This is a genomic window from Pseudodesulfovibrio aespoeensis Aspo-2 (assembly GCF_000176915.2).
Classification (GTDB): Bacteria; Desulfobacterota; Desulfovibrionia; order Desulfovibrionales; family Desulfovibrionaceae; genus Pseudodesulfovibrio; species Pseudodesulfovibrio aespoeensis.
In genome coordinates this window covers 2,310,619-2,323,253 of the sequence record NC_014844.1, presented here as the reverse complement: position 1 = coordinate 2,323,253, position 12,635 = coordinate 2,310,619, and the positions used below count along the sequence as shown (strand labels likewise).

The following is a 12,635-nucleotide window of genomic DNA, read 5'->3' as shown; positions in this document are numbered from 1 at the left end:
ACAAAGTGTCATAAGCCCTCAAAATGAGGGCTTTTTTGTTGCTTTAGGCACGTCTTGATGTGTCATTCCATGCCCTGGCGTGGCTGGCATGGAGGTACAAAATGTGGTGTAGATCGAAATTTGTCGCGTTTCGTTATGCCACTCGCAGGAGAAAATTCATGCCGTTGACAGATGTAAAATCAATTTGATTTCAGAGGTGGTCCGACGGACCGAGATCACTTCTCTCTTCGAACTGGTTATTGTGCTTGCGCTCAAGTCGCGAGCGTGAAAATCTCCCAAACGGGCGTTGCAGGCAGCAAGGCGACTTTGACGGCAATCGCCGCGGGCACGCCATGAAACGCTTCCTTCAGTTTTTCCAACTGGTATGCTCCGTCTGTCCATCATGTTTCAGCCGACCTCGGCACACTCTCACTTCAGATGCCCAACGTGGAAATCAAAGCCACGGCAGGCAGACGGGAGAGCGAGAGCGATCCAGCACCAAGGGAAATCTTGAGGAGTATCCAGTGAGAGTCAAGGCAGTGTTCCAGATCGCCGTGGTGGCTTTTTGGGTGTTGAGTACGTCAGTTCCGGCTCTCGCATACTCGGAGAATGCCCCCTGGCCACCGCTGTATGAAGCCATCTACAGGAATGATTTGGCCAAGGCCAGAGACGCCATAGGGCGCGGCGCCGATATCAACGCCATATACGACCGCGACTCCATGCTGTGCTGGGCGCTGCGAAGCCAAAACCCGGACATCACCAGGCTGATTCTGCAATCTCCCGGAGTGGACGTGAACAAACGCAGCGTGAGTTATGATGCCTGGGGCGATTGGGAGCGCACGCCGCTCATCCTCGCCTCGCACACAGGGCAGGCGGACATCGTTGCCATCCTGTTGCGGATGGGTGCCAAGGTAAACGCGAAGGATCAGACAGACAGCACCCCGGAATCACGGGGCAATACGGCGCTCATCAAGGCCGCACAGCGGGACCACGCGGACGTGATCCAGGTGCTCGTCACCCAGGGAAAGGGCATCGACATCAACGCACGGACCAAGGACGGTGAGTCGTCACTCTGGTTCATCTCTGAATACGAAGACTTAGAGACGTTGAAGTTCCTGCACACGCACGGCGCGACCATCAATACTGCTGACAACTCCGGCAAGTCCGTACTGACGACGGTATTTCTGCACAAGAAACGCGAAGTGCTCGACTACCTCGTGGCCAATGGAGCGGACATCAACCATGTGGATAATGGCGGAAGCACGACGCTCATGACGGCCATCAGCAGCCTCGGCGGCGATGATTCAAAGACAATTTTCAAATTTATGGAAAAATTCATCACCTTCAAGCCACAACTCGATTTGCAAAAGATCGGGCAGAACGGCGGAGGTATGGCCGCCCTGCACCTGGCCTCACAGTTCGGCTTTGTCGATGCCGCCAAGCTCTTGCTGGACAATGGTGCCGCCATCGACCTTGAGGGTCTGGCCACGGGCGGAACGCCGCTGCATTACGCGGCAGGGGCAAACCAGGTGGCCGCAGCCAAATATCTTATCAAGTGCAAGGCAAAGCTCGATATTTTCGACAAATCCGGCTCCACCGCGCTCATGCTTGCCGTGCATCAGGCCCATGCCGACATGGTCAAGACTCTGGTCGATGCCGGGGCGGAGATAAATGTGAAGTCGCCAGTGAACGTGCTCGTGACCCCGCTGGTGGCAGCGGCAACGAATCCTGATCCATTCAAGAACAAGGACAGCCTCGCCATCATCAAACACCTCTTGTCCGGACCGGGCAACGTCGACTTCCAGGCCGCAAACGGCTGGACCGCGCTCATGGCCGCGGCCCAGCAGTCCAACACCGGGCAGGGATACGAACGGGCTGCCCTGCTGATCAGCAAGGGCGCGAATCTCGACATGGTGAATGACAAGGGTGAAACCGCACTGATGCTTGCAGCCGGAGCAGGCAATCAAAAGCTCGTGAAACTCCTCATGGAGAAGGGCGCAGACGCCCAGAAGACAAACGGCGCAGGCGAAACGGTCATGAGCTACGCCAACCGGGCGGGCAACACGGGCAGCGTATCACTGCTCGAATCACAAGGCGTCAAGCCGGAGGCTCCCATTGTCCGCAAGAGCGTCATCGTCGATGCGCTGCTCGGCACATGGAAAGGATTTCAGGATGGGATGCCGCAGGCCGTGTACACGGTTGTGTTGAACAAGAACGGCACCTTTGATTTCAATTCGAAATTGACGCCCGAGATCATGAAACAATTTCCCAAGGGCACCATGAAAGAGACAATCGCCGCGCAGAAGGGAACGTACACGTTCAACGGCGACACCATGATCTGGAACCCTGTCAACGCTCCGCCGACTTCCATGAAGTGGCAGCTTGAGAAGGGAATGCTGATCATCGACAATAAGATACGGCTGAAAAAGACCAAGTAGAAAACCCATTTCGCAGCGGGCCGCGGCCTATTTCCCCGTCGGAAAGGGAGCGGTTTTAAGTGTGTAGTGAGACGGGTATGACCTGAACACTCGGAACCCCGCCTCCCTTGTTCAGGGGGGCGGGGTTCTTTGTTGGCGTCATTCCCCGGCTGTCAGATGATGGTGTTGATGATGGAGCCCTTGGCGTGGGCGCCAAGGACACTGGTCTGGAAGTCGTAACTTTGGGCCATGCCCGTGCTGTCGCCGAACAAGGACCCGGAGTTCATGTAATCCAGGGTCTTGCTGACGAGTGAACCCTCGGTGGAGGCTTTGTCCACCGGGGCGAAACCCGAGCTGCCGCCCGAATTGTTCATGTAGTCCATGGTCTTCGATACCACGGCTGCACCGAACGTCTGCTGATCAAAGGGCGAACCGCCCCCGAAACCGCCGATTGCCATGGTCATAGTCTACCCTCCCGCCTGCTGGCCGGAAACAACGCCTCTCCATTCATCACGAATGGAAATTTCTCACACGCATCAACACACATGAATAGGCGGCGACCGTACTGGATCAATCCCATCCGCAGACGCGGACAAGAATACCCCGTGTTCGCTCCATCGGCAGAAACTCGCATATCTTTAGGGGGAGGGCGTGGGCGGGGTGAAAATTACGGTGCATGCTGTCCCGCCGTTTGTGCAGGCGATGGCGAGAGGGATGGCGGGGTCGGCCTCAGTGCACGGGGTCTGCGAGTCTTTCCGGGAGCGAGTCTGATGTGCGCGATTCAGGCCAGGGCTTCCCTGGCAAGGAGTTCTGCCGGAATACCCATCTCGCGATCAAAGCGGGACAGGAGGCTTCTGGCCCTCTCCAGGCGACCAAGGATGGCCTGCCCGGCTCCAGGCTCGTGGCGATGGGCGGCCAGTTTTTCGAGGTAACGCGCGTCCAGGGCGACCGGGGATTGGCAGCGCACGAGCTTGTCGGCCAGGAAGACCACTTCCTTTTCCGTGATGGGCTGGTCCAGGGGGAGCGTCAGGTCAAAGTGTTCGGCCACGATGTCGGCGGCGGCGTGGAACCCGTGTGTTCGCAACAGATTCGCGCCCACGGTTTCGTGTCGCTTCGTGCCTTTGCCAATGTCGTGGGTGAGGGCGGCCCCCCGGACCAGGGCCGGATTGAGCGCAGCCACGCCGCTTCGGGTGTTGAGACGGGCGCACAGGGCTGCGGCCACCCTGGCCACGGCCCGGCAGTGGTCGGCGATGTGTTCCGGCAGATCGCGCATGGCCCAGAGCTGGCGGCACTCGCGCTCGTTGGGGTAGGCGGTGTCGAAGCGGGCCAGGGCGTGCTCGTAGTCCTCGGGATGATCCAGGTCGAGGAGCGTACCCGAATCGGCCACGTCCAGGTCTAGGGCGTCGGCCTCGTGGCGTTGCAGCACGGTGCGCAGGCCGCCAAAGCCGTCGTGATGCAGGATATCGGGCAGCAGCTCCCGACCGATGACCGGCGGATGGCCGCGCTCGCCAAGAAAACGGGGATAGAGTAGGGCCGGGGCGGTGCGGCGGTACTCGTCGACCAGTCGGCTGATCGTCTCCGGCCTGACCAGGGGCATGTCCACGGGCAAGAGAAAAAACGCGGACACATCTGGGGGCAGTGCGCCGATGCCTGTCAGCACCGAGGAGAACATGCCCTGCTCGAAGTGATTATTGTGAATCGGTATCACCCCGGCCCTGACCGCCTCGGACGACACTGCATCCCTGTTTTTGCCGGTGACCACGAGGATCGGGTCGATGCGATTCTCCTGAAAAAGGGCAATGCAGCGCGACAGGACCGTGCCCCCGCCGAGAGGGAGCAGCGGCTTGCACCGGCCCATGCGCGAGGAGAGCCCGGCTGCCGGGATGATTGCGGCCAGCCCGCTCATTTGCCCATCCCGGCACGCGCGCTGATAAGCTCCGCGCCGATGCTGACCGCTATCTCCTCGGGCGTGTGTGCGCCGATGGGCAACCCGATGGGGCAATGGCAGCGGTCCATGTCCTGCCGGGTGAACCCGTCCTCCAGCAGGGAGGCGTAAATCTTGTCGCGCTTGCTGCGGCTGCCGATCATGCCCACATATCCGGCAGGGGTGCGAAGCGTTTCGGCCAGCACGGTGCGGTCATGCAGGTGTCCCCGGGTGACGATGACCACGAAGTCGTTGCCGGAAACATTCAGGCCGTCGCAACAGCCCGCAAAGGTTGGCAGAACGATCACCTCGTCCGCCTCGGGGAAGCGTTCCCGGTTGGCGAAATCGGCCCGGTCGTCGAGGACCACGGTGCGGAACCCGGTCATGGCCCCGACCCGCGCCGTGAACAGGGACACATGCCCGGCCCCGAAGATGTAGAGGGACGACGGGGGGATGAAGGGTTCCACCAGGCGCATGATCCCGGCCTGCCGCTCAAAGGCGATGCTGTTTTTCGCAGGGGCGTCGAGGACCGCATGGTGCATGGTCCGCAGGGTGTCGGCCTCCTCCAGCCGGGTTTCCAGGGCCGTGCGGACGCCGCGCCGCATGCAGTCGTCCAGCCGCGCGTAGGCAATGGCGCACGAGCCGCCGGGCTCCACGGTCTCCAGCAGCACCGAGAGGCCGCCGCCGCAGATCATGTCCGATTCGGCGGCCAGGGAGCTGGTCAGGTTCACGAAGATGAGCCGGGCCGCGCCGTCGCCCGCCTGGAGCAGGGCGAGGCCGTCGCGGCAGGTCATTGCCTCGACCAAGCCGCCGCCCACGGTGCCGATGATGGAGCCGTTGGCCCGCACGATCATCTTGGCGCCCGAGGAGCGCGGCGTTGACCCGGCGCTCTCCACAACGGTCGCCACCACCACGGTTTCGCCGCAGGTCAGGAGTTCGCACAGGGAGCGTACTAGGGCTTTCATTCGTCTTTTCCTCCGAGAATTTTCAGACAACGTTTGCCCAGACCCGCGATGGCTGGCGCGCCGTTGCTTCGTGTTTCGATCTCCAGTTCGAGCGCGCCTGAAACGAGCCCCTGCACCACCGCCGGGAGATCGGCCAGGGCTGAAGCCACAGCTGCCGACAGGCCGCTGCCGCCGCAGGCCCCGATGCGCAACACGCCTTGCCCGAACCATGCCGCGAAATCGTCCAGACCCGGCAGGGCATACAGACACTCGCTGATCGCCCGTAGCGTCAGGGTGCGGTCGCCGATGCTCACGCCGTCCGAGGTTCTCCATACCAGCGGATCGCGGCGGCGCAAAGGGGGTGAGCAGGCGCACTGTCCCGCAAGTATGCGGCCCATGTCGCCGGTCCGGGAGCGGATGAGGGGCATGCCGCGCCTCAGTGGCGTGGTCACGACCATCTTTCAGAACTCGCCGTCCGGCAGGAGCAGGCCGGTGGAGGGTGAAGTGTCCAGAGATGACGGACATGAAGTGAGAGGTTATTGTCCGCCCATGAGGAGTAGCGCATTGGAAGACATTCCAAGTAGTCAAAGGAGTTCAAGCTGGCCGCTCGAGGCATTCCCCTCCTTCTCCCGTCCGGACGTGACAGGGGGGCGCGGCTGGTGTATGAGGGGAGTATGGGAGAGATCGGCTACATAGTGATATCGGCCATTGTCGGGCTGGGGCTGGCCGGGCTGGCGGCATGGAAATTCAGGGACCGGTGCGCGCCGTGAATGTTCATGTATATTGCGCTCGGCGCGGGTTTCGCCGTGTACACCATTCTTGGACTGCTGCTTCGCTGACCCTGCCGTGACGCTGAAGAGGGCCAGTGTCAGTCTTGGGTCTTGACCTCGTCCCAGAGGGTGTTCATGGCGTCCAGGTCAAGGTCTGAGAAGGTCAGGCCGCGCATTTCGGCCAGTTCCTCCATGGCCGCGAACCGGCGCAGGAATTTCTGATTGGCGAAATCCAGGGCCGCGTTGGCCTTGATCCCCTTGCGCCTGCCAAGCTCCACCAGGGTGAAGAGGTAGTCGCCGAATTCACGTTCGGCTGCTTCCTGATCATCCTCGGCCATGGCCTCCTGCCATTCGCGCCATTCACTTTCCAGTTGGATTTGAACATCCTGGTCCGCCTTCCAGGTGAAGTTGTTGCGCGCGGCCTTGGAGTTGATCCGGTACGCCTTGAGCAGGGGCGGCAGCCCGGCTGGCAGGGAGTCGAAGACGCGTTTGCGGTCGGAGCCCTCGTTTTCCTTGCGCTTGGTACGCTCCCAGTTGTCCCACAGCTCCTGGATGGAGCCGAAGGTCGTGTCGTCAAAGACATGGGGGTGGCGGCGGATCATCTTGGCCGCGCTGTGCCTGAGGGAGTCGGTCAGGGTGAAGCCGCCCGCGCGTTCATAGAGGGTGGCGATGAAGAGGAGGATGAAGAAGACGTCACCAAGTTCCTCCTTGGCCTCGTTCCTGTCGCCCCGGCGGATGCCGTCGATCAGCTCGAAGGCTTCTTCAACGAGATAGTCGCACATGCTTTCGGGTGTCTGCTCCTGGTCCCACGGGCAGCCGCCCGGCCCCAGCAGCGCGTCGATGACATCAAGCAGTTCCTGCATGGCCGCGGCGTGCGCGTCAGTGTTTCTTCCGCTCATGGCGTATGTTCCTTGTGTTCTGACCGTGCGGACGGCCCGTGGCCGGGGTTATTCGGGAGCGGGCTCGTCCTCAATGTCGACAGCTTCCCTGGCCGAATCCAGGGCCTCCTGCGGCGAGGGCAGCTCGAATCCTTTGGACTGGAGCGCTTCGCGCATGGATTCGGGAGTCAGCTCGACCACGATGCCGACCATGTGCTGGGAGCGCGGGGCGATGTAGGACTCCTTGAACCACCGCGACTCCGGGGCGAACGCCTGGACAAAGGTCAGCAGGATCAGGCCGATGAGGATGCCCTCGATCAGGCCGAAGACGCCGCCCGCGGCCCTGTCCACCCAGCCGAGCAGGGAGATGTCGAGGGCCGCCCTGACGAATCTGGCCAGCAGCCAGAAAATGATGATGGTGCCGAGGAACACGCTGACATAGGCCAGGGCGTCCACGGTCATCTCGCTCTTGATGTACATCTCCAGATGGGGAACGAGCAGGTGCTGGTACCGGGAGGCGAGGAACACGCCCAGGATGACCGCCGTGAGCGAGAGAACCTCTTTCACAAGTCCTCTGAAGAGGCCCCGGATAAAGAAGATGGCGACGATGCCGATGAGGAGAATGTCCAGAAAATTCATGCGAACGCATCCTGCTGGTTTATGAAGATGAACCCTCTGACGAAGCACCTAGCAAACTGAGGGGGAAATGGGAACCGGGCAAACCAACATTTTTTGGAATTGGCACCCGGTTTCCCTGGTGTGGGCTTGTGTCTGCATTCGAACTCGGCTAATTGATACGACCAACTGCCCGAAATTGTGAAAAGGAGGATCGGATGCAGGTCTATTCGACCGAATCTCCCGGCCTTCTCGTCCTGGAACCGCGTGTCTTCCAGGACGAGCGGGGATTCTTTCTGGAAAGCTACAGCCGGGAGACGTTCAGCCGGGTCGGCATCGACTGCGAATTCGTGCAGGACAACCATGCCTATTCGCGGGATGTGTGCGTGCTGCGCGGCTTTCATTTTCAACTCCCGCCCCATGCCCAGGCCAAGCTGGTCTGGGTGACGCGGGGCGCGGTGCTCGACGTGGTGGTGGACTTGAGGAAGGGGTCGCCGACCTTTGGAAAATGCCAGCACGTCATTCTCAGCGCCGCCAACTTCAAGCGCATGTTCATCCCGCGCGGGTTCGGGCACGCCTATGTCACCATCATGCCCGACACAGAATTTCTCTACAAGGTGGACGCCCCCTACAGGCCTGATCACGAGTGCGGTCTGGCCTGGAACGACCCGGATATCGGCTTTGACTGGAGTCCGGCCCTGGATGGCCGGATGCCGGTCCTGTCCGAGAAGGACCGCAGGCTGGGTTTCCTTGCCGAATTCGATTCCCCCTTTACCCACGAGGAAAACTGACATGCCCGAATTCAAGCCCAGGGCCAAGTTCGCCGAGGAGTGCCACGCGATCATCCTGGCTGGCGGCTCCGGCACGCGGTTGTGGCCGCTGAGCCGCAACCTGCTGCCCAAGCAGCTCCTCGTGCTGGGCGGGGAGCTGACGCTCCTCCAGCAGACCGTGAAGCGGGTGCTCGCCGCCTTCGATCCCTCGCGCATCTGGGTCGTCACCAACGAGGAGCATCTCTTCGAGGTGCGCAAGCAGATATCGGCCATGCATTCGGGCCTGGATGGGCAGGTGCTTGCCGAGCCGCTGAGCCGCAACACGCTCCCGGCCATCATGCTCGGCCTGGACCGCTTCATCGGCGGCAATGACAAGGTGCTGGCCGCCGTGTTTCCCTCGGACCATCTGATCGGCAACGGCGAGGCGTGGATCGAGGACCTGGTCAAGGCGTCGCATCTGGCCGCGCGTCAGCGGTTCGTGACCTTTGGGGTGGAGCCCTCCAAGCCGGAAACCGGATATGGGTACATCACCCTCGGCAAGCCGCTGGACACAGGGGTCTTTGAGGTGGACGGGTTCGTGGAAAAGCCCGATCTGGCCACGGCGGAGGGGTTTCTGCGCCACGGGAGCCATTACTGGAACAGCGGCATGTTCCTTTTCCGGGCCAAGGATTTTCTGAAGCAGGTGGCCAAATGCCAGCCCGAACTGTGGGACTGGTGGATGGCCCGGGAAGAGAGACCCCTGGTGCAGGGGTATCGGGATATTCCAGGTATTTCCGTGGACTATGGCGTTGTCGAGAAGATAGACAACATCGCCGTGGTGCGCGCGGGCTTTGCCTGGGACGATCTCGGCAGTTGGGAGGCCATGTACCGGCTTGGCGTCAAGGACGAAAACGGCAACGTCATCCAGGGCGATGTCCTGGCCATGGACTGCCGCAATTCGCTGCTCATCAGCCAGGGCGGCAAGCTCGCGGCGGTGGGGCTTGAGGACATGATCATGGTCCAGACCCGCGACGCCACCCTGAGCTGCCCCATGAAGCGGGTGCAGTCGGTGCGCAGCGTGGTGGACGCGCTCAAGGCGCAGGGCAGCCAGCTGGTGGAGAGCCATCCCACGGTGGTCCGCCCCTGGGGGAGCTATTGCGTGCTGGAGGAAGGCCCCCACTACAAGATCAAGCGCATTCAGGTGAATCCGGGAGCGCGGCTGAGTTCGCAGATGCACCACCACCGCAGCGAGCACTGGGTCGTGGTGGATGGCACCGCCGAGGTCGAGGTGGACGGGCATGCCCGGGTCATGGTCGAGAACCAGTCGGTGGACATCTCCAAGGCGTCGCAGCACCGTCTCGCCAATCCGGGCAAGGTGCCGCTCAACATCATCGAGATTCAGAGCGGACCGTATCTCGAAGAAGACGATATCGTGCGTTTCGAGGACGTCTACGGGCGTGTAAATAAATAAACATGGCCTGGGTTTCTTCAGTGAACATGCTGTTATAAATTGCTATTTTCTGGTTTGGGAGATCGTGAAAATTTTCATATTCTCTTGACATAAAATCAATCCGTGCCGTATGAGATCGTTGTTCAATAGGTGTGGTTTTCACTTAAACATTAGAGTGATGGGGCGAGGTTATGGAGGAAAGAAAATCATCGAAACGGTGTGGAGGGGTTCTCCCTTTCATCATCGGCTTTCTGGCCACATGTGTACTGGGGTGGGCTGTGATTCCCGGACTGTTCTTCGAAGAGATTGAACAGCCGATCCGGTTCAGCCACGCCATTCACGTGGAGGACCAGGGAATGGAGTGTGACAGCTGCCACAATTTCAGGGAGGACGGCTCCTACGCCGGATTTCCCTCCAACGAGGGATGCGCGGACTGTCACGCGGTCGAAGCCGAGGAAGTGATGGAAGCCATCGCCGAAGCCGGTATCGACCCCGCCGACTATGACGCCATCATGAAAGCCGAACTTGATGCCATTGAGGGAAGTCTCTTGTCCTCGTCCGACGAGAACAAGCAGGCCGAGCGTGAGTATGTCGTCAAGTACCTCATCCAGGGCAAGGAAGTGCCGTGGCTGAACTACCAGTATCAGCCGGACAACGTCTACTTCTCCCACCAGGCCCATGCCGCTCTCGACATCGCGGAAATGGCCGAGCTGAAGAACGAGCTGTCCAGCGTGGTCGACAAGTCCGTGTTCGATGAGCCCGCAGAGCAGAACTGCAACCTGTGCCACCTCAAGGACATTGACAAGAGCGACACTCCGCCGCCCTTTGAGCGGAACGTCCTCTCCGGCTACAGCAAGATGACCATGAAGATGTGGAAGTGCGAACGGTGCCACGCCCTCAAGGGCCAGCCCAACGCCTGCTACACCTGTCATAAGTAAAGGGGAACTGAAGATGAGCGTAGCACGCAGAGCTTTTATTCAGATGAGTGTGGGCGCCACCGTCGGTATCCTTTTTACACCGACGGTCTGGACCGCTCTGGACGATGTGTCCATCTGGACGCAGAACTGGCCCTGGATTCCCACGTTGAAATACGGGGAAGTCAAGGGCGTGCCGACTGTGTCCAAAATGTGTGAATCCGGCTGTGCCGTGAAGGTTCGTACCGTTGCTGGCGAGGCGTTCGGCACCGAAGGCAATGTGGACAACCCGATATCCGGCGGTGGCATCTGCCCCCTGTGCGCCAACGGCGTCCAGGTCATGAACAGCCCCACCCGGATCAAGGCCCCCATGCTCAAAGGTGCCGAGATATCCTGGGACGAAGCCAAACAGCTCGTCACCGAGAAGCTGGCCGCCGCAGGCAACAAGGTCGCCGTTATCAGCGGCGATCAGACCGGCACGATCAACGAGGTCTTCTCGGCGCTGCTGACCAGCCAGGGCAGCGACGCCTTCTATGTCATGCCCTGCGAGATGCAGGCAGCCGACAAGGCATGGAGCGGCCTGATGGGCGGTTCCGGCCAGGTCGGGTATGATCTTGAAAACGCCGATGTGGTCCTTTTGGCCGGTGCTGACGCCCTGGAATCCTGGGGGCCCACCGTTGCCAACATGAAGGCCTTTGCCGCCAACGAGTCCGGCAAGTTCCTCTTTGCCGGACCGGTGCAGACCCGCACCGCAGCCGTCACCAGCAAGTGGGTGCCGGTTCCGACCGAGGGCATGGCCGCCTTCACGCTGGGCCTTTGCTACTATGTGATGCAGGCTGGCAGGTCCGTGCCTGCCGCCGACTTCGAGCAGTTCAAGGCCATGGTCATGAGCGGGTACACCCCGGCCAAGGTCGAGGCTGCCACCGGCGTTTCCGCCGACACCATGGCCGATATCGCCAGGACGCTGCTCTCGGCGAGCAACCCGGTGGTCGTCCCGTCCGGTTCCGTGGCTGCCGACGCTGCCGCCTTTGCCCTGAACCTGCTCCTTGGCGGTGCCATGAAGGTGCTGCCGGAGTTCGCCAAGGCCATTGACGGAGCCATGTCCCGCAGCGAGATGCTGAAAAAGGACATCCTCCAGGGCGTGAGCGCCGATCTGCTGCTGGTTTACGAAGCCAACCCCGCCTACGCCCTGCCTGAGCAGGTCAAGGCCGGGTTCACCGTGGCCTTTGACTGCGTGGAAACCGAGACCACCGCTGCCGCGGACCTCGTGCTCCCCACGCCGCATTCCTTTGAGCGCTTCGATGATCTTGCCAGCCCCTATGGATTGGCCGCAGCCACATACGCCCTTGGCGCGCCGGTTTCCAAGCCGACCGTCAGCGTCATGAATGCGGGCGACTTCGTCCTCGGACTGGCCGCTCTCGGATTCGAGACCTTCGAGGATGTGCTCGATGCCAAGGTCGCAGCCATCGGTGCCGACAAGCGTGCGCTGGTCGGCGGAGCCGTCCATGTTCTGGCCGAGACCCCGGACCTGTCCGGAGTCACCCTGGCCTCCAGCGTGCTGGGCAAGGCCGCCGTTCCCGTCAAGGGTAGCGGCGCAGTGGCCCTGGCCCCCTACACGCTGCTCAATGTGGGCACCGCCAACCAGGCCACCACGCCCAATGCGCCCTGCACCATCAGCAACAACCAGCTCGTTGGCGACTTCCTGGTCGTCATGATGGCCTCTGTCACCGCCAAGAAACTTGGCGTGGACGTAGGCTCCAAGGTCAAGCTCTCCGGCGGTAGCGGCGAATGCTCGGCCCTGGTTCAGATATACGAGGGCGTTCTGCCTGGCGTCGTGGCCGCCCCCCTGGGCCTGGGCCACACCGTTGGCGATGAGTTCTCGAAAGGCAAGGGCGATAATGTCTACAAGATCCTCACGGTGAGCTCGGAGGCTGCCACTGGCACCTCCACATGGGCCGGTTCCACTGTGAACATCGCCAAAATCTAGGGGGAACC

11 protein-coding genes are annotated in these 12,635 nt (G+C 61.2%); 5 read left to right on the top strand and 6 right to left on the bottom strand.

From position 1 onward, the window contains the following. Positions 1 to 503: 503 nt before the first annotated feature. Complete coding sequence (locus DAES_RS10650) at positions 504 to 2,417, top strand: ankyrin repeat domain-containing protein (protein WP_013515032.1); 1,914 nt, start codon at positions 504 to 506, stop codon at positions 2,415 to 2,417. A gap of 152 nt (positions 2,418 to 2,569) precedes the next feature. Here the strand turns inward: DAES_RS10650 and DAES_RS10645 are convergent, their stop codons facing one another. From DAES_RS10645 to DAES_RS10620, 6 genes are all read right to left on the bottom strand, one after another. Further along, positions 2,570 to 2,860: a hypothetical protein gene (locus DAES_RS10645; protein WP_013515031.1), complete on the bottom strand. Its 291-nt coding sequence runs from the start codon at positions 2,858 to 2,860 to the stop codon at positions 2,570 to 2,572. A gap of 317 nt (positions 2,861 to 3,177) precedes the next feature. Then, a complete protein-coding gene (locus DAES_RS10640; protein ID WP_013515030.1) occupies positions 3,178 to 4,302 on the bottom strand; it encodes a DVU_1551 family NTP transferase in 1,125 nt (374 codons plus the stop codon). Then, on the bottom strand, positions 4,299 to 5,285 hold the full coding sequence (locus DAES_RS10635) for an XdhC family protein (RefSeq protein WP_013515029.1): 987 nt from the start codon (positions 5,283 to 5,285) through the stop codon (positions 4,299 to 4,301). Before DAES_RS10635 ends, DAES_RS10640 begins: the two co-directional genes overlap by 4 nt. Further along, positions 5,282 to 5,716 (bottom strand): hypothetical protein, encoded by a 435-nt coding sequence (locus tag DAES_RS10630; RefSeq protein ID WP_157864847.1) that lies wholly within the window; start codon positions 5,714 to 5,716, stop codon positions 5,282 to 5,284. The genes DAES_RS10635 and DAES_RS10630 overlap by 4 nt, the downstream gene beginning before the upstream one ends. A 416-nt stretch (positions 5,717 to 6,132) precedes the next feature. Continuing rightward, entirely contained in the window at positions 6,133 to 6,933 is an 801-nt protein-coding gene (mazG, locus tag DAES_RS10625; RefSeq protein ID WP_013515028.1) for a nucleoside triphosphate pyrophosphohydrolase, read from the bottom strand. Between the two features lie 48 nt (positions 6,934 to 6,981). Then, entirely contained in the window at positions 6,982 to 7,551 is a 570-nt protein-coding gene (locus DAES_RS10620; protein WP_013515027.1) for a CvpA family protein, read from the bottom strand. A gap of 194 nt (positions 7,552 to 7,745) precedes the next feature. On the opposite strand from DAES_RS10620, the gene rfbC reads away from it, so the two are divergent. From rfbC to qrcB, 4 genes are all read left to right on the top strand, one after another. Further along, positions 7,746 to 8,318, top strand: a complete 573-nt coding sequence (gene rfbC / locus DAES_RS10615; protein WP_013515026.1) for a dTDP-4-dehydrorhamnose 3,5-epimerase — start codon at positions 7,746 to 7,748, stop codon at positions 8,316 to 8,318. A 1-nt stretch (position 8,319) separates the two neighbouring features. Beyond that, positions 8,320 to 9,747 (top strand): mannose-1-phosphate guanylyltransferase/mannose-6-phosphate isomerase, encoded by a 1,428-nt coding sequence (locus DAES_RS10610; RefSeq protein ID WP_013515025.1) that lies wholly within the window; start codon positions 8,320 to 8,322, stop codon positions 9,745 to 9,747. A 170-nt stretch (positions 9,748 to 9,917) separates the two neighbouring features. After that, positions 9,918 to 10,664, top strand: a complete 747-nt coding sequence (locus tag DAES_RS10605; RefSeq protein ID WP_013515024.1) for a cytochrome c3 family protein — start codon at positions 9,918 to 9,920, stop codon at positions 10,662 to 10,664. A 13-nt stretch (positions 10,665 to 10,677) separates the two neighbouring features. Next, positions 10,678 to 12,627, top strand: a complete 1,950-nt coding sequence (qrcB, locus tag DAES_RS10600; RefSeq protein ID WP_013515023.1) for a menaquinone reductase molybdopterin-binding-like subunit QrcB — start codon at positions 10,678 to 10,680, stop codon at positions 12,625 to 12,627. Positions 12,628 to 12,635 lie beyond the last annotated feature (8 nt).

Bases quoted from the DNA above. Each gene is read 5' to 3' on its own strand.
- DAES_RS10640 (WP_013515030.1), bottom strand. From the start codon at position 4,302: ATGAGCGGGCTGGCCGCAATCATCCCGGCAGCCGGGCTCTCCTCGCGC.
- DAES_RS10605 (WP_013515024.1), top strand. From the start codon at position 9,918: ATGGAGGAAAGAAAATCATCGAAACGGTGTGGAGGGGTTCTCCCTTTC.
- rfbC (WP_013515026.1), top strand. From the start codon at position 7,746: ATGCAGGTCTATTCGACCGAATCTCCCGGCCTTCTCGTCCTGGAACCG.
- mazG (WP_013515028.1), bottom strand. From the start codon at position 6,933: ATGAGCGGAAGAAACACTGACGCGCACGCCGCGGCCATGCAGGAACTG.
- DAES_RS10610 (WP_013515025.1), top strand. From the start codon at position 8,320: ATGCCCGAATTCAAGCCCAGGGCCAAGTTCGCCGAGGAGTGCCACGCG.
- DAES_RS10635 (WP_013515029.1), bottom strand. From the start codon at position 5,285: ATGAAAGCCCTAGTACGCTCCCTGTGCGAACTCCTGACCTGCGGCGAA.
- DAES_RS10645 (WP_013515031.1), bottom strand. From the start codon at position 2,860: ATGACCATGGCAATCGGCGGTTTCGGGGGCGGTTCGCCCTTTGATCAG.
- DAES_RS10620 (WP_013515027.1), bottom strand. From the start codon at position 7,551: ATGAATTTTCTGGACATTCTCCTCATCGGCATCGTCGCCATCTTCTTT.
- qrcB (WP_013515023.1), top strand. From the start codon at position 10,678: ATGAGCGTAGCACGCAGAGCTTTTATTCAGATGAGTGTGGGCGCCACC.